General features: G+C 47.0%; 16 protein-coding genes. All 16 read right to left on the bottom strand.

What is annotated here, in order from left to right; all coding sequences use genetic code 11:
• Positions 1–39 precede the first annotated feature (39 nt).
• The gene (locus BM613_RS04865; protein WP_109430044.1) at positions 40–1,101 is read right to left on the bottom strand and encodes a YheC/YheD family protein; all 1,062 of its coding nucleotides are present in this window, start codon (positions 1,099–1,101) and stop codon (positions 40–42) included.
• Complete coding sequence (locus BM613_RS04860) at positions 1,101–2,150, bottom strand: YheC/YheD family endospore coat-associated protein (protein ID WP_109430043.1); 1,050 nt, start codon at positions 2,148–2,150, stop codon at positions 1,101–1,103. The genes BM613_RS04865 and BM613_RS04860 overlap by 1 nt, the downstream gene beginning before the upstream one ends.
• On the bottom strand, positions 2,147–3,631 hold the full coding sequence (locus BM613_RS04855; protein WP_109430042.1) for a putative amidoligase domain-containing protein: 1,485 nt from the start codon (positions 3,629–3,631) through the stop codon (positions 2,147–2,149). The genes BM613_RS04860 and BM613_RS04855 overlap by 4 nt, the downstream gene beginning before the upstream one ends.
• An 18-nt stretch (positions 3,632–3,649) precedes the next feature.
• A complete protein-coding gene (locus BM613_RS04850; RefSeq protein WP_109430041.1) occupies positions 3,650–4,804 on the bottom strand; it encodes a YheC/YheD family endospore coat-associated protein in 1,155 nt (384 codons plus the stop codon).
• Positions 4,801–6,174, bottom strand: a complete 1,374-nt coding sequence (locus BM613_RS04845; protein WP_109430040.1) for a YheC/YheD family protein — start codon at positions 6,172–6,174, stop codon at positions 4,801–4,803. Before BM613_RS04845 ends, BM613_RS04850 begins: the two co-directional genes overlap by 4 nt.
• Positions 6,175–6,245: 71 nt before the next feature.
• Entirely contained in the window at positions 6,246–6,767 is a 522-nt protein-coding gene (cotE, locus tag BM613_RS04840; RefSeq protein WP_109430065.1) for an outer spore coat protein CotE, read from the bottom strand.
• Positions 6,768–7,031: 264 nt separating this feature from the next.
• Positions 7,032–7,982, bottom strand: a complete 951-nt coding sequence (locus BM613_RS04830) for a dipeptidase (protein WP_109430038.1) — start codon at positions 7,980–7,982, stop codon at positions 7,032–7,034.
• A gap of 78 nt (positions 7,983–8,060) precedes the next feature.
• The gene (locus BM613_RS04825) at positions 8,061–8,837 is read right to left on the bottom strand and encodes a TIGR00282 family metallophosphoesterase (protein WP_109430037.1); all 777 of its coding nucleotides are present in this window, start codon (positions 8,835–8,837) and stop codon (positions 8,061–8,063) included.
• Positions 8,838–8,937: 100 nt separating this feature from the next.
• Positions 8,938–10,476, bottom strand: a complete 1,539-nt coding sequence (gene rny, locus BM613_RS04820; RefSeq protein WP_109430036.1) for a ribonuclease Y — start codon at positions 10,474–10,476, stop codon at positions 8,938–8,940.
• Positions 10,477–10,665: 189 nt separating this feature from the next.
• A complete protein-coding gene (locus BM613_RS04815; RefSeq protein WP_181362892.1) occupies positions 10,666–11,331 on the bottom strand; it encodes a regulatory protein RecX in 666 nt (221 codons plus the stop codon).
• 23 nt (positions 11,332–11,354) lie between these two features.
• A complete protein-coding gene (gene recA / locus BM613_RS04810) occupies positions 11,355–12,410 on the bottom strand; it encodes a recombinase RecA (RefSeq protein ID WP_181362891.1) in 1,056 nt (351 codons plus the stop codon).
• A gap of 266 nt (positions 12,411–12,676) precedes the next feature.
• A complete protein-coding gene (locus BM613_RS04805) occupies positions 12,677–14,281 on the bottom strand; it encodes a DEAD/DEAH box helicase (RefSeq protein WP_109430034.1) in 1,605 nt (534 codons plus the stop codon).
• Positions 14,282–14,294: 13 nt separating this feature from the next.
• Positions 14,295–15,536, bottom strand: coding sequence for a competence/damage-inducible protein A (locus BM613_RS04800; RefSeq protein WP_245926245.1), 1,242 nt, complete (start codon positions 15,534–15,536; stop codon positions 14,295–14,297).
• 39 nt (positions 15,537–15,575) lie between these two features.
• Positions 15,576–16,154 carry a CDP-diacylglycerol--glycerol-3-phosphate 3-phosphatidyltransferase gene (pgsA, locus tag BM613_RS04795; RefSeq protein ID WP_109430033.1) on the bottom strand — a complete coding sequence of 193 codons (579 nt, stop codon included), beginning with the start codon at positions 16,152–16,154 and terminating at the stop codon, positions 15,576–15,578.
• Positions 16,155–17,477, bottom strand: coding sequence for a 30S ribosomal protein S12 methylthiotransferase RimO (rimO, locus tag BM613_RS04790; RefSeq protein ID WP_245926244.1), 1,323 nt, complete (start codon positions 17,475–17,477; stop codon positions 16,155–16,157).
• Between the two features lie 136 nt (positions 17,478–17,613).
• Positions 17,614–18,105, bottom strand: coding sequence for a YajQ family cyclic di-GMP-binding protein (locus BM613_RS04785; RefSeq protein ID WP_109430031.1), 492 nt, complete (start codon positions 18,103–18,105; stop codon positions 17,614–17,616).
• Positions 18,106–18,117: the final 12 nt, after the last annotated feature.

The following is an 18,117-nucleotide window of genomic DNA, read 5'->3' as shown; positions in this document are numbered from 1 at the left end:
ACAAGAGTCGACGCAAGACGCAACTGGTAAATAAAGTAACTATTTGCTAAATGTATGCAAACAGTGTACCAATCGCTCTTTCGCTCTGCGTTCGATGGCGCGCTCATCAAACTTCATTGGTTTTGCATTTGCCTCAAACAACACAGGTATTCCATCAGCAGTCAACCCCATGTCAATCGACAATTCTAGCCAAGTCCCGCGCGCTGCGGCAATTGCTTGTGCAGCAGTAATTGCCACAGCCCGCGCACGCTGTTCAACTGCATGCGCGCGATCCCCGTAAAGGGTTCGCAAAACGCGAGAAGGGTTCGCGATCACACCACCATTTGGCACATGAGTCGTAATCCCTTGGTCTGGGCCCACGCGAATCCCTAATCCTGTAATAGAAAAGTCCTCATTCTGCGCTCTGTGCAAAAGCATACGCAAGTCAAAACGCCTCCCATGATACAGCAATACTGGTGCTGCTTGCTGTTGGAGATAGCGTTTAGAAAAATGATGTTGCTGTATCCAAGAAGCAAACTGCGCTTGGGTCAGATGACCATGTGCCACTCGCTGCCCTTTTTTTTGTTCTACCACTTCATAGCGAGTTTTGTTCATTGCAACATAGTATATGCCAACGCCCGCTTTCCCTGAAAGAGGTTTTAGATAAAAGGCAGGAAAACGTTCTGCAAACTGTAAGATATCCACATCACGTTGTACCACTTGACTAAACGGAACGTAAGAAGATAGTTCAGGCTCTGCTGCCCACAACTGTGCAATTTGATCTTTGCGCAAAAAATGTGGATTGACGATTACATGACCTTCTTCCTGGAGTTCCCTTACTGCTTTTGTCACATACAACTGGTTTTCCAAATCACGCGTAGGGATGCGATTATATAAAACCTTTGGCAATATCGCAGACCCTGTTCGCGTAAAATTGCCCTTCCCCGCATCTCTATATACCATCACCCCGGTTGGACATAAATTATAAATTTTACATGTGAATCCCTGATTTTGGGCTGCCTTAACAATACGCCGAAAATGTGCGACGTTTCCCCCAAGCCGCTTAGGATCGCGACTTGCAGTCAGAATGCCAAATGGTTCATATTCTTTACTCGCTCCCATCACAACACACCTACTGAAACGTTTTGCATAGCGAGCCACTCCGCATATTGCAAGATCGCTTGTCGTGACCAAAGTCCAGCACTGCGCAATGCTGGATGAGAGAAAATTGATCGCCCCGGCTTTGCGTTAGCTTCAAAAAGTACAACCCGTCCATCGAGCGCAATCCCAATATCGAGGCCAAGTTCACCCAATCTTGGATCTAATGCATTTGATAATTTCTGGCTGACACGCTGTGCAAGATGTTCAATCTCTTCGCGTACGTGATTCGCTTGCCTGCCATACCAACTGCGTAGTACCACATCAGCATCTTCGACCCTGCCACCACTGTGAACATGTGTTGTGATCCCTTCTGGATGTGCTATTTTTGCTCCGATTCCAGCCACCTTCCAGTGACCTTTCGCCACTCGATGAATATGCACGCGAAAATCCGTTGGACATCCATCGTACCTAGCTAACGAAATGGCTTCCTGCACAATGAACGGCGTATTGCCCATGCGTGTAAAACAGGCATGTAAACACTCCTCCGGACGAACAAAAGAAAGCTTATGCACCCCTCCCGGATCGCGTACCTCTAGTTGAAAGGAACCATTGACTTTGCGCGTTCGGCAAATCCCTTCACCAAAGCTCCCGCCAATTGGCTTGACGAAGAGACCCCCATATTCCTCCAGCCAAGAAAGTGCGCGTGCTGTATCCCAATCACTCATGGTAGCAGGTAATATTTTTCTTATTTCTTCATCTTTGCGCAAAACGCGATCCACCTCGCGCTTATTGAAAAATCGCTGATTAAAAAGTGGAATTCCACGTTGTTGCAACCACTGCTTGGCCCGTCTTACCTCAAGCGATGCCTCTGCTTTGCGGGTGGGAATACGGTTGTAGACCACATGCAACGAAGATTCTTCATTAGATGACAAAAACAATTGACTAGGCGTGAGTGGATACGCTTTGATTCCTTGCACTTGTGCGGTGCGTAGTAGAGCCCGAATGTATGGAGAACGAACGTTTTGCTGCCCTGTTAAAACTGCCAGTGTAAATAATGGGCTTCTGGTCATGCCCTTACTCCCCCTCTCGCCTGTACAGAGGACTGGATCTTCTTTTTCCCAGACGCTTTGATTGGAATCGGCAACTGCCAAGCTTTGCGAATATCAACGGACTCATCCCAAACCTCGTCACTTTGAATCATTGCAAAAATTAAGTCGATCGCTTCACGATACGGCAAATAGCTAGAAGTCTGCTTTATATTTGCATACACTTCTTTAGCAATCGGCAATAAAAAATCGCGATCATTGCGATAAAATGCGCGTAAACGACTGGCATCATGCAGTTCAATATAGGGCAACTCTGCGTGATGATGCGCGATCACATAAGCTAATGCGAGTGCCCCAAGCGCAATATTGGGATCCACCAAAAAACTGGCAGGCGTACGATACTCAAACCCACCATATGATTTATGGCGAATATCCCCTAAAAATCCGTATTTAGGTCTTCTTCTTGTTGCAGTCATTGGATCTTCAATCAACATCAGAGGCATCCCTACGTAAGCATCAAGCAAATTGACAATGCGCGCCGTATATGGAACTCCACTAAAATGGAGATGGCCGCCTATTGGAAAATGTTCAAAGGGTGCACTCCCCGCCACCCATTCGGGGTGCGCTGCAGGAGCGAATTTTTGTGCTTCACGCAAAGCCAATTCAATATTTTTACACAACACTTCGGGAGTTTCTGCAGGTTGCGGACGAATTTCTGCGAGTGGGCGAAGTGCCCGATTACCAGCTAGCGTTCGATCATCGCATCCCACTTTACCCCGCATTGGAAAATAGCGAGAAGCGGGAATTAACTTGCCTTGACGCGAGCGCAACATAAATTCTAAATCTGTCCCTAGCAAAATCTTTTCTTCCACGCCCTGTGAAATTTGCTCATCGACAGCAATAAAATCTTCAATCGCTGTAGCAAACAGACGCAATAACCGTCCTTTACATACTGGGGTTGCTGAAATATCAAGGACAATTGGACGTCCTTTTTGCCCAATGCCAATACTTACAAGGCCAAATTCTAAGCCCACCGCATGCATCGCACGTACAGCAAGCAAGCTAACTTTGCGCGTCTCTTCATCCGCCTCTAGTCCTACTTCTGAAAAGTGGTCTTGAATCTGATTGATGCGCTTGCTCAGCCAAACCATTCTTCCTTCTGTCCGAAAGCAAGTCAATGCGCGCAAATTAAAAACAGGCACACGATAATGCCGAATCAGTTGATTCCGCGTTTCCGCTTCCTCATCACGATTGGTAAATCGCGGACAATGTACCCCAGCTCTACGCAACGTCTTTAACAATGCGCGCCGCGAGTCAGCGACAAGTAAGGACTCTCGACGGTTAATCGTCCATCTGCCCCGATCAGGATCTTCTGTGTTCCCAAAACGGATGACTACATCTTCTGGCCCTACGTATCGCAGTTCCTCTGTCGCTACTAATCTTGGCACTTCTGCGGCCAAACGCTCTGCTGACATTTGACCGCTGTGGAGCAAATAGTATGTCACAATGCACGGCGCCTCCCTTCACCTCTGTCTGGCACTCGCAAGCCAAAGCGCGAAGCGAATCGGTCGCAGGAATGACAAATCGACAAGCTGTTCAGAACCTGAGAGAGTCATCGCTGTTTTCCAAGGTTTTGAATTCACTTCAATTACATAAATCTGCCCCGTTTGACTCACGCCAAGATCGATGCCCATCTCACCCAGCATTCGACCAGATTGTGCCTCAATACATGCAGGAATTAACTTCTCTAATTGCAAAATTTCTCGTTTCAGTTTTGTTACATTCAATCCCGATTCTTCCTCAAGCGCTGAAAGTGGGAGTGCTTGCCCCCCTGTTGTCAAATTGGAAGTGAAATCCCCTTTTGCTGCTACTCGAAGGTACACCTTTGTTCGCTTCCATTGTCCTTTGTGATTCTTTTGCATCAATAAGCGAATATCAAACGGTCGCCCATCCCATCGAGCAAGTGGAATCCCTTCTTGCACAATGTGTAATGCCCGCCGAAAGCGCGGTTTAAAGTGTTGATACAATGATTTTGCGTCACACTTCACACCCGCATGAAGTAAGCCTTGCTTCGTGCGCAACACAGCTTCATAGCACTCACCGCTCTGTTCAATATGCACAATTCCAATTCCCAAACTGCCGTGAATCGGCTTTACAAACACAGTCTCATGCGCGTGTAAAAACATACGCAACGTATCTTGGCTTGTCATGAGTGCAGTGTGTGGCAAATGCGGACGCAACCGCGCATAAGCTCCTAACCAGGTGTGCACTTCCCATTTGTCAAAATATCCATCATTAAAAATGACAGAAGTCTGCTTTAAATATTCACGCGCTGCAGTGCAGGATTTTGAGCGATCATAGCGTCGCGATGCGATCTGATCATAGATGACAAGTGGAATCCCTAAATCCAAAAACTCAACGCGACGCTCACCTGCAATTGTCCGTTTGCTAAGCACATAACCGCGCAATCGCTGACGTTCCACATCGAGATCAACTGGATCAAACACGCACGCAAAAGCATTTTCCCGAGCCGCTGCCTCTAAATAACGCAATAACAGCGGCCCTTGTTTTCCTTGAAAAATCCCATTGACAGCGTGCGGCCTCGCCATAATGCCAATGAGCGGAACGCGTTCCTCGCGCGCTACTCCACACAGCGATGCGGGCGATTGTGATATCACCTCGGGTCAGCCCCTTTCACGCTGCGCAAAAATCCGGTGCTAAACACAGCATATTCAAGAATCCGCTGAAGTGATAAACGCCTGATTTGTGGATCAATACGCCGAAACATTTGACGACCAGGACATGGATTCACTTCCAAAACAAAAACTCTCCCATTGCGGTCAAATGCGATATCTACCCCAAGTTCCGCCAATTCTTTATGTTGTGTGGACACCGCAGAAAAAGCTGACAAAGCAGCCTGTTTACCTCGTTCTACAGCCTGCTGAAAGAAAGGGAGTAAACGCGGGGGAATGCGATCTTGCAACTCACTCAAGCGAAAGGGCACCGCACCAGTATGAAGATTTGTCGTAATCGCTTCGCTTTGCGCGACGCGTGCCACAATGCCTGTACAGATTGGATTCCCGCCATTTTCTATTGAAGCTTGTATTAAATAGCGCATATCAAACGGTTCGTCGTAGATCGTGCGCATCATATCCACGGTGCGCTGTGCGATAAAAGGAGAAGTAACTGCCAAGCGGCCAAAACGACTCTGAAGATCATAATCTGTCGCTAAAATTTCTCCTTGTGCATTGTGGACTAAGCGTCCTTGCGCACGCTGTACCACATATCCAGAAGCTAGTGAAGCAATACGCACAATCTGCTGACCCTGTGTACCGCGAACAGGTTTTAAATAGACATCTCCTAACTGGCGGACGGCATTGACAAGATCATGCGGTGTTTGCACAAGCAAAGTCGGTAACAGAAACGGAAACATACTTGGAAATTGCGACAAAAGCACATGTAAGATCCACTTTTCACTCTGATCGCGCGGCAATGTTCCAACTACAGAAGTCTGACCAAGTAATTTTTCATCTACATCCATAAGATTCTGTAAACGCAAAGGACGATAGACAGTGCGACGCCAAACAAAATCTGGCCATGGACAAACTTCCATGCGCCATTTGCGCTGCTTAGAATGATAGCGATAGCCAAAAGACTGTCTCTGTTCATACTGCAGATGTCCTGGAGTTAAGACAAATAGATCAATCCCCTGCTTCTTTGCAAGTAGCGCCATCTCTTTGAACAATTGAGTTTGCGCTCCAAAGGCACTACTTTTGCCTGGAAGTGCATAGACCGCAATACTAGGCCCGAATCGCAGTGTACCCTCTTCCCATTTCGCGTGAATGCGATACGGAGGTAAACGCAAGAAACGCTCTGCCTTTTTCGCAAAAGCAGGGCGCAACAAGGCGTCCGCATCCACAGTGACGGAACGCAAACCAAATGCGATCGCTTGTAAATTCGATCGTTTCGCTAATTCCCCTGGCCTTATATTCAAACGCCTTGACCGTGCTTTTGCGTTACTCCTGTTTTTTCTCGAGAATCGTTCCATCAGACCGCACCTCACACAAAAAGGGGCGCACTGCGCCCCGCAAGTTGATAAACCATGGATGTGCGGGTGATCTACAAACGAGAGTCATCCTCTAGTGAACTTTCATCTTCGAAACTTTCCTTTTTATCGGTAGGCTCACACGTCAACACCCAGATTTTCGTACGGCCAACCACCTCAACAGCTAATTCGAGTTCCACGCGTACAGCAATTTCTGCACCGCCATCCACGATGGTTGCATCTAGGCAATTCGGTTGCTGAACCATTTTTACAGTTACGGCCAGATCGTCATGAAAGCAGTGGGGATCTAGATCTTGCAGGGCGATGTGTTCAACGTAAGGCACTGTATCCTTGGCAACCGCCGTTTCACTGTTGCCGTTGTATGAATACCATACGTTAATATCAAATCGTCCATGGACTTCAATCGTATCTCCTGCCAATGTGGCTTCGCAGGAATGATTCATCACCCAGCAACCGCCAATCGTCGTGGGTCGATTCGCAGGACGAATGGTATACGTGGACTGAGCATATTTGCTCCCTTTGCCACATACGGCGCTAGTGATGATCTCGCGACATCCGGTATCTTTTGCGAGCATCACGCTGTGACCTCCTCTGGATTAGTGCATCGTTTCAGTTGGGCGAGAACAAAACCGTGAGAAAAGTCCAGCCCGATTTCTGTACTTTCATCAGTATGCCAATCGCGCTCTTTTGGTGAGAGTACAACCGCTTCTCCTTCTCGCCCACGCCCACAGTCATCACATCGTATGCGAAAAGGGATGCTTCGGACACGAAAAAGGGCGCCCATTTTGAGCGCCCACCTGTAAAAACAAATCCAATAAAACAAGACCTCTGATTGGTGATCAAAACTTTGGCAAGACCTGTTCAAACACTCGCAACCAGTTGCCCCCTGCAATTTTGGAAAACACATTTTCTCCATAGCGGAGTTCTATCTTTTCCAAAAGCCCTGTATAGTCACTACCGTTGCGAAGATCTACAAGTGTTGATTCAATTCCATCAAAATCCGATCCTAGAGCCACTGCATCCTCCCCTGCCACAGTTAACAGGTGATCGATATGCTTTATTAAATCCTCGATTGTCAAGACGTCACTTGCCCCAATAAAAGCAGGGACAAATGTAGCCCCGATCACTCCGCCAGAAGCTGCGATCGCACGAATCTGATCATCTGTCAGATTGCGACGATGTGCGAACACCGACATCGCATTACTGTGAGAAGCTACTACAGGACCATCGTACAAATCAAGCACATCCCATACGCCACGCGCTGCTAGATGAGAAACATCGACAATCATTCCAAGCGAACGCATCGTCTTGACGACTTCTCTCCCAAACTGTGTTAGGCCGGCACCTCGTCCTTCCCCAACACCATCTGCCACACAGTTTGCCCCATTCCAAGTGAGCCCCATCAGTCGAATCCCCGATTGAAACAACGCGTGTAACACGCTTATCCGTCCATTCAACGCATCAGCACCTTCGAGTGAGAGAATTGCTGCCTTGCGCCCGCTCTGCAATACACGATGCAGTTCAGCTACTGTATAGACTGCTTGAACCGCATCGGCACGTTCAACTTCTCGATGAAAACGATCCAGTGAATCGAAAACAGCGAATAATTGCTCTGAAGCTGTGATCTCAGGTTCAATAAAAGTGACAAACACCTGGACATCCACACCACTTTGCCGCAAGTGCTTATAATTTTGATGTAACGCGTTATCATCATAAAAAGACAACTTCTCTTTCCCCATCCGGTAGAGAATATCGGCGTGACCATCTACAATAAATTTTCCCCGATACATAAAATCCCCCCACTGATTTACAACCTTTGCGATCTTTAGAACTTCCGTATCTTTAACCAGATGCTAAGGAGTCAATTTCTATTCGGCAATGTAGATTCTCTCCATCGAACGCGCACTCCCCTGATCGTCTAGCACAGCCAATACTGCAGAAAACTGGCGCGGGCCGTCAGCCACTTCAAAACGTGCTGGCATTTGGTCAAGAAATCGACGAATGACTACCTCACGTTTCATACCAAGAATACCATCACGTGGTCCAGTCATCCCTACATCTGTCAGATACCCTGTTCCTTTAGGCAAAATTCGTTCATCTGCAGTCTGAACATGCGTATGTGTACCTACAACCACAGAAGCCCGACCATCCACATAAAATCCGAGCGCCAACTTTTCTGATGTCGCTTCTCCGTGAAAATCGATAAAAATGTGCTTAATTGCAGGATCTAACTGCGAAAAAATTTGATCTATCGCACGAAATGGACAATCTGCGAGTCCCATGAAGGTACGGCCGATTAGACTAATAATCGCCACTGACCGTCCAGCCACGCGACATACCGTATACCCTCGCCCAGGTACACCGGGCGGCAAGTTCGCCGGACGCACGATGCGCTCATCCGCTTGAATCACTCCGAGTGCTTCACGCTGGTCCCAGACATGATTGCCAAGTGTTAAAATTTCGACACCGCAGTCATATAAATATTCAACACTAGAAGCCGTAATTCCCCGTCCATTCACCGCTGAATTTTCAGCATTCGCAATCACAAGATCTGGATGGAATTCTGAAATCAGCTGAGGTAGTCTATCTTTTACAAAAAGCAAACCTGGTTTTCCAGTCACATCGCCAATAAAGAGAATTTTCACGACACCACGCTCCCGCTTGCGCCCCGTACGATTTAGTGTTTTATCCACGTTCCTACACAAGTTAGCGGACAAGAAAAATAAAGCAGCCTTAGAGGCCGCCCTATTTTGCGTATTCTACTGCCCTTGTCTCGCGAATGACGGTAACCTTAATCTGACCAGGATAGTCGAGTTCACTCTCAATGCGTTTCGAGATTTCTTTCGCCACCCGGATCGACTCAGCGTCATCAACCTGCTCGGGTTTAACAATAATCCGAATCTCTCTACCTGCCTGAATCGCATAAGACTTGTCCACGCCACTAAACGAGCATGCAATTTCTTCAAGCCTTTCTAATCGCTTTAAATATACGTCTAATGACTCTCTTCTCGCTCCCGGTCGCGCAGCAGACAATGCATCTGCTGCGCCCACCAATACTGAGATCGGAGAGGTATATTCAACATCTCCATGATGTGCCGCAATGGAATTGATCACAACAGGATGTTCTCTATACTTTTTAGCCAATTCGACACCAATCTCCACATGTGAGCCTTCTACTTCATGCGTAATCGCTTTTCCGACATCATGCAATAATCCACCGCGCTTGGCCAAGTTCACATCTAGGCCTAATTCAGCCGCCATCAACCCAGCTAAGTGGGCAACCTCAATTGAATGTTTCAGCACATTCTGCCCATAACTTGTGCGATATTTCAATCGGCCAAGTACCTTTACTAAGTCTGGGTGCATACCATGAATCCCAGTCTCAAAAGTAGCTTGCTCGCCTTCTTCGCGGATTCTTTCATCCACTTCACGACGAGCTTTTTCCACCATTTCTTCAATGCGAGCGGGATGGATGCGACCATCAGCAACCAACTTCTCAAGCGCAATTCGAGCAATTTCTCGGCGAATTGGATCAAACCCAGACAATATAACAGCTTCCGGTGTATCGTCAATGATCAAATCAACGCCAGTCAACGTCTCTAAGGTACGAATATTTCTACCTTCGCGACCGATGATGCGACCCTTCATTTCATCGCTTGGCAAAGCAACAACAGATACAGTTGTTTCTGCCACATGGTCTGCAGCACAACGCTGAATTGCCGTTGCAATAATCTCTTTCGCTTTGCGATCCGCTTCTTCTTTAGCTTGTTGCTCAATCTCTTTCATAAGCTGTGCTGCATCATGCTTACATTCAGAACGCACCTGAGCTAAAATCAACTGTCTTGCTTCACTAACCGTTAGTCCCGAAATCATCTGTAATTCTTCAGATTGCCGTCTTACCGATTCTTCAAGCTGGAACTTTAATTCCTCAACCGCTTTTTCCTCAGTAGCTAACGTCTCTAATCGTTTTTCGAGTGACTCTGCCTTGCGATCTAACGCTTCTTCTTTTTGCAATAAACGACGTTCTAAACGTTGAACTTCCATCCGCCGTTCGCGAAGCTCTCGCTCCGCGTCGTTTCGAATGCGATGGCCCTCTTCTTTGGCCTCTAAAACAGCTTCCTTAATCTTACTTTCTGCGGTCTTCTTCGCAGACTCTACAATTTGTTCCGCTTGCGCTCGCGCGCCTGCTAAGGACATCTCCACAGATTTGCTACGAGCTCGTATCCAGAACAGCATCCCTCCGCCCACCACTGCAGCTGTAACAAGAATCGCAACGATGAACATACTGGAGGATATCATTTTTTCATCTGCCTCCCACCCGTATCCGAGAGGGACGCTGAGTAACATTCAGTTTTAGTCAAATACTGAATGCAACATTTTCAACCGTTATTCATCACTTTTCAAAAACAGCAGGTATACGCATATTAAAGTATACGGCACATGCCAATCCCTGTCAACCAAAAACGCGTCCCGCTAGTCTAGGAGATGGTCAAACACTTTATGTATCGTCGCGGAAGAGTATCCCTTTCTACCTAAAAATGCTCCTAATAACGCCTTTTTTTTGCGTTCTCGATCCCCCAGAGGTACTGCCTCTTTCTCTAACTTGCGTTCAATGTGATCAAGTTTTCTCCTCGCTACTTGCAAAGCACCTTTAAACTCATCATAGTCATGTGTTTGCAAAACTTTTGCAATCTGCTCCTTAGCAATCCCCCGCCTTCGCATTTTTGCAGTTAGCGCGCGTTTACTCGGGGAACTAGACACATTTTGTGCAGTAGAGACCGCTATGCGGATGAATTCACCATCGTCGATTGCACGATACTGTTTCAACCAATCGAGCGTTTCTAAAGCAATCGACTCATCATATTGACACTTCTTCGTTAGATAGCGAAAAACCTCAGATTCGGTTCGCGCCTTTCGCTTTAGGTAACTCACTGCATCTTCAATTGCAAGTTGCAACGCGTCTGCATGAGAAAGCGCTACTCTTACAACTTCATCGTATACACTTCCAATCTGTACACCTACACGCTCTGCACTCGTCACTAAATATGGACCGACAACAGTCCCATCTTCTAATTTCAAAAATGTGCGCCATGGGCTGTCGGGATCTTTTATCATCTTCCGAACATGCAGTTCCACCATTTTGATCATCCCGACCCTACAGTCTATTCTTCAAACTCAAACTCTTCATCATCAACCTGATCATTGCCAAAAGCAACTGGAGCTGTTAATCCAGACGTAATTGTCAAATCGCGGATTTTTGCTTCGATTCGCGCCGCAACATCTGCGTGATCCTTTAGATATTGTTTTGCATTCTCTTTGCCTTGACCCAATCGCTCTTCTCCATAGGAATACCAAGCGCCGCTCTTTTGAATAATGTCTAATTCTGTGCCAAGATCGACGATACTTCCTACGCGAGAAATTCCTTCACCAAACATAATATCTACTTCAACTTGTTTAAATGGCGGTGCCACTTTATTTTTCACAACTTTAATCTTCGTGCGACTTCCTACCAGATCATTTCCCTGCTTAAGCGATTCACCACGTCTCACTTCAAGGCGTATTGTCGAGTAAAACTTTAGTGCTCTCCCACCTGTCGTCGTCTCTGGATTTCCAAACATCACACCGACTTTTTCGCGGATTTGATTGATGAAAATCGCGATCGTCTTTGACTTGTTAATCGCTCCACTCAACTTCCGAAGTGCTTGTGACATCAAGCGAGCTTGCAATCCTACATGCGAATCGCCCATCTCCCCTTCAATCTCTGCCTTTGGGACAAGCGCAGCCACAGAGTCAATCACGATAATATCTACAGCGCCACTGCGAACTAAAGCTTCAGCGATCTCCAGCGCTTGCTCTCCTGTATCTGGCTGTGAAATGAGCATCTCATCGATATTAACCCCAAGTTTTTGCGCGTATAAGGGATCAAGTGCATGTTCTGCATCAATAAACGCAGCTTGTCCTCCAAGGCGCTGAACTTCCGCAATCGCATGTAAAGCAACTGTCGTTTTTCCAGATGATTCAGGACCGTAAATTTCAATAATCCGCCCTCGCGGAAAACCTCCGACTCCTAAGGCAATATCAAGCGCCAAAGATCCAGAAGATACAGTTTCGATGTTCATCGTTGACGAAGCTTCTCCAAGGCGCATAATAGATCCCTTGCCGAATTGTTTCTCAATCTGTTTTAGCGCCAGATCTAACGCTGTCTTGCGATCTGCCACCCGCTCCACATCCCTTTCTTCATGCATCCTACATACCATCATCTTATCACTGATCAAAATCATATTTCCCGTCAATCGTATTGTACTCGCAAGACACAAAAAACACAAACGTTTGTTCGTATATATCCAAAAGAAAACTCACTCTACACCAGAAAGGTCGTTACGCAACTCACAGCGCAACGACCCTCTGAACCTCGTAGTAACTTCCTGGTCTACACTCCTAGCCGAACACAATCACCATCTTCGACTCTGATCAGACCTAAACTTTACGCCTTACTATAATGCCGCATGGAACTTCCCATGGAGCGCGGACGAGCTGGTTCTAAATTAATCCTCATCCCATTTACTCGCGCTTGACGAAGCGCTTCAAACACAAAGGGGGCAGACTCTTCTTCCACTTCAACAAATGTAAACTTGTCAAAAATATCGATTTTACCCACGGTATTGCTTGGAATCCCTGCCTCCTCGGAAATCATGCGCACTAAATCGCCAGGGGACATTCGGGCACTGCGTCCAATGTTCACGAAAAAGCGCACCATACCAGGAGCTGCCCCTGTATCACCAAAATCATATTGTTCACTCTCATCCGCTTCCAATTCACCTGCAGATGCGAGTTTAAGTGCAGCTGCTGCGAGGTCGATCGGGTCTAGTTCATCAACCAACTTACCAAGAACCGCACGGTAATGAGCGAGTCCACCTTCTTGTACAGCTTGATACAAACGATCACGCCAAATCTCTGCTTGACGCTCTGCAACATCTGCAAGTGAAGGAACTTCACGCACTTGGATTGTCGCTTTTGTATCTCTTTGAATCGTCTTTAATAACTTATACTCGCGTGGTGTAACGAGGGTAATGGCTAATCCGCGACGACCTGCACGCCCCGTACGGCCAATGCGATGTACGTACGCTTCAGTGTCCTGCGGAATGTCATAGTTAAATACATGCGTGACATTCCCGACGTCAATTCCGCGCGCTGCGACATCTGTCGCGACGAGCAGTTCAATATCACCTGTGCGAAAGCGTTTCATGACGCGATCGCGCTGTGCTTGACTCAAATCGCCATGCAAACCATCTGCCAAGTACCCACGAGCAATCAACGCTTCTGTTAACTCATCAACGCCGCGTTTTGTACGGCAAAAAATAATGCCAAGCGTCACATCTTCACTGTCAATAATTCGACACATACTGTCAAGTTTGGTGCGCTCTAGCACTTTGTAATAAACTTGATCAATCAGCGGAACGGTCATTTCGCCGCGTGTCATTTGCACGTGTTCTGGATTTTTCATATAGCGATTAGAAAGACGTTTTACTTCAGGAGGAATTGTCGCAGAAAACAAAAGTGTTTGCCGATCCTCTGGAATCGCCTGAAGAATTGCCTCAATATCTTCAATAAATCCCATATCTAACATTTCATCAGCTTCATCCAAAACGACGGTCTTTACCCGATCGAGCTTCAAAGTCCCACGCCGCAGATGGTCTAAGACGCGCCCTGGTGTTCCAATCACGATATTGACCCCTTGCTCTAGCGCGCGGATCTGATGTCCAATAGACTGTCCACCATAAATCGGTAACGTGCGTACGCGTTTAAACTTTGCGATCTTACGCATTTCTCCAGCCACTTGAATCGCAAGTTCGCGGGTCGGAAGCAATACAATCGCCTGCACATAGCGACTATTCGTCGCCGCCTCGACAAGCGGAATCCCAAAAGCAGCTGTTTTCCCCGTTCCCGTTTGAGCTTGTCCGATTACGTCTTTCCCCTCTAAAATCAAAGGAATGCATGTACTTTGAATAGGTGATGGTTCTTCATATCCCATCTCATCAATCGCTTCTTGCAATTTTTTACTCAAATTAAATTCTAAAAACGACGTCATTCAATCACCCTCATCATCTTGTTAACTCTTGTAAAAGTTGATATAGCGCCAATTTAGCTGATCGAATTCTCACTTGCATTCGATCGCCAGGAAAAACCTTCCTTGCCACGCGAATTCCTTCTTGACCAGCGACTGCAACGTAGACTAAACCAACTGGCTTATCTACAGTTCCACCCCCAGGCCCTGCAATTCCCGTGACGCTCACACCATAATCTGTATGGAGCACTGTGCGAACTCCTTCAGCCATCGCGCGAGCAACTTCTTCGCTTACAGCGCCATAGGTTCGCAACAGTTCTTCGGATACCCCTAATTCGCGAGCCTTCACCCGATCCGAATACGAAATCAAAGACCCCTCAAAGACTTCAGAACTTCCAGGCAAGTCCACAAGCATAGAGCTAAGCAGCCCACCTGTACAACTTTCCGCAAACGCAACCCGTTTTTGACGATTTCGCAAAGCTTCAAATACTACGCTCGCCAGGCTCACTCCGTCAAACCCGTATACATAGTCACCCAAACGCTGCATAAGCTCTTTTTCAACAGGCGCTATCAGCGCTTTTGCTTCATCCTCTGTCGTTGCTCGAGCTGTTAACCGCAAAACCATCTCACCTTCTGAAGCAAGTGGTGCAATGGTAGGATTCGTTTGCGTTTTTAACAGATCCAACAACATAGATTCGACATCTGATTCCCCAATCCCATACAGGTGCAAAACACGACTAAAAATCACAGCGGAGCCAACCAAATTCAGCAACCTTGGCAACACAGTTTCCTCAAACATCGGCCGCATCTCAAGTGGAGGACCAGGCAATAAAAAGAGATGCCGCCCCTCATGACGGACGTATTGTCCAGGAGCTGTTCCGCGCGGATTAGGTAAAAACTCCGCATCTCCAATACGTAAAGCCTGACGGCGATTGACATCTGCAGGCTCTTTGCCGATGCGGTGAAAATAAGGGAGCACATGTTGTTCATACGCCTGGGCTGAAAATTGCAGAGCAACTCCACAGGCATCAGCAACCGCATCGCGCGTAACATCGTCTCCTGTAGGTCCTAACCCACCCGTTATCAGGATGACTTGCGAACGCGTGAGCGCCAATTTCACGAGCTCCGTTAGGCGATCCATATTATCCCCTACAACTGAGTGGAAATAAACCGATACCCCAAGTTTAGCCAATTCTTCAGACAAATAGCGCGCATGCGTATTTTCAATTTGCCCCAATAAAATTTCTGTTCCGACTGCAATCAATTCTGCTGTAAGCACTTATGCGACACCCCTATCCGCCAAATAAGCGGCCTGGCATTATGACTGAGCGCCAAGGACATGCCGATTTTTAAGAAAATAATCCACTCCACTCACAATTGTCATAATTGCTGCTGCATACAAGGTGATCAAATCAAAGGGAATTCCCAAATAAGAGAAAGGAAAGTCCCCGATCATAACCTCCACAAGAGCGATCATCTGCAAAATGGTCTTCCACTTTCCAAGTCCACTTGCCGCTATGACTTCTCCTTCTGTTGAAGCCACCGCACGTAATCCTGTGACCGCAAATTCGCGTGCAATGATGAGAATCGCAATCCATGCTGGAATTTTTTGCAAAGCAACCAGACAAATAAGCGCCGTAGATACAAGAAGTTTGTCCGCGAGCGGATCCATAAACTTCCCAAAATTAGTGATTAACTTTCGTTTGCGAGCGATATATCCGTCCAAACTGTCCGTACTGGCAGCAATTATAAACACGAACGCAGCTATCAGTTCGCCGCCAGAGATCACACGACCACCTGCGTGCACCTCAAACAGCGGAATGCGCACCAGCAAAAACAGCATGACAACCGGCACCATGATCATTCTGGCTACAGTGATGCGGTTAGCCAGATTCACTTAGACGGCCTCCCCCACAAGATCAAATTCAAATGCATGTGAAATGCGCACTGGAACAATCGAACCGATCTGTAAATCAACACCTGTCACATAGACCAGACCGTCAATTTCTTTCGCGTCAAACGGGGTTCTTCCCACGTATACAGAGCGATCCGCTTGATCGTAGCCTTCAATCAGTACGGGAACGACTTCCCCAACGTAGCGACCCATGCGCTCTGCAGCCACACGCCGGGCAGTTTCCATGAGTTCACTTGCACGCCGCTCCTTCTCTGCGTCGTCCACTTGATTTGTAAACGTTGCTGCCAAAGAAGACTCTTCTGCCGAGTAAGTAAAAACACCTACATGGTCAAAACCAACCTCTTCGACAAACGCCTTCAAGTTTTGGAAATCTTCCTCTGTTTCACCTGGAAAGCCAACAATAAAGGACGAACGCAAAACGACGCCAGGTATGCGTTCTCTGATTTTCTTCACCAATTCGCGAATATGCCGCTGCCGTCCAGGACGCTGCATTGACCGCAAAATATGGTCTTCCGAATGCTGCAAAGGCATGTCTACATACTTCACAACTTTTGGCAAAATCCGAAAAGCCTCAATCAGTTCATCCGTAAAATACCCTGGATACGCGTAATGCAGACGAATCCATTGCAAATCTTCAATCCCATGTAATGCGTGCAACAACTCCGGCAATTGTCGCTTCCCATACAAATCCAATCCATACTGTGTCGAATCCTGAGCGATCAAATTCACTTCACGCACACCTTGAGCAACCAACTGCTTAGCCTCAGCGACGATGCTTTCAATTGGACGCGAGCGAAATGCACCACGCATCTGCGGGATCACACAAAACGTGCACTTATGGTCGCACCCTTCCGCAATCTTAATATATGCAGAAGGTCCTTTTGCAGTCTTGCGCGGCGTGAACTCATCATAAATGTATACGGGATTCCCCGTCCACTTTGGACGTTCGCCACTTTTAACCCGCTCAATCAGGTCGACAATGCGAGGAAACTCCCCCGTGCCTACAAGTCCATCAATCTCAGGAATCTCCTCTAACAATTCCGCAGCGTAGCGTTGCGCCATGCATCCAGCAACCAGCAATTTTTTGCCGGGATGCTTGTCTGCTGCGATTCGCAAAATGGTGTCAATCGATTCTTGCTTCGCAGCATCGATAAACGCACATGTATTCACGATGACAACATCCGCCAAATCCGGATCATCCGTCATGGTATATCCCTTTTGCTCCATCAATCCGACCATAACTTCTGAGTCTACCGCGTTTTTTTCGCAGCCTAGAGTTACAATCGAAACGCGCTGATTTGCCATCGTCATCTTCCTCCACAGTACAGCAAGGCAAAAAAATGCAGCGGAATTCGCCGCTACTTTCCATGTACTCATTTCACTCTTGTAAATTATAGAGTGTTCCGGATGAAGTGTCAAAACTTATTGTGCACAGTACACGTTAACGATAGTTGACAAATTGCAAATCAACCGGAAAATCTTGTTCTTTTAAACTTTGAATTACAAGTTGCAAGTCATCACGACTCTTGCCCGTGACGCGTACCTGATCCCCTTGCAACGTAGCTTGTACCTTTAATTTAGAATCCTTAATCACCTTTATAATCTTTTTTGCTAGTTCCTGTTCAAGCCCCTGCTTAATGCGAATGTTTTGGCGCACCGTCCCTTTCGCAGCAGGTTCAATCACACCATAATCAAGACTTTTTAACGAAACACCGCGTTTGATTAACTTGGTCTGCAAAATGTCGATGACACTCGCCAACTTATATTCATCATCACTCACAACGACAATCTCCTCGTCGTGCAAAGAAATGTCACTTTTGCTCCCTTTGAAATCAAACCGCGTCTCCAGCTCTTTTTGCACTTGATGTATCGCATTTGCCACCTCTTGCAAATCTGTTTTAGAGACAATATCAAACGAAGCTTCCTTTGCCACCTCAAACCCCTC

It is taken from the genome of Sulfoacidibacillus thermotolerans (genome assembly GCF_003144315.1).
Classification (GTDB): Bacteria; Bacillota; Bacilli; order Alicyclobacillales; family SLC66; genus Sulfoacidibacillus; species Sulfoacidibacillus thermotolerans.
Note: the sequence above shows the minus strand (reverse complement) of the source record. Positions and strands in the feature narration are given on the sequence as shown.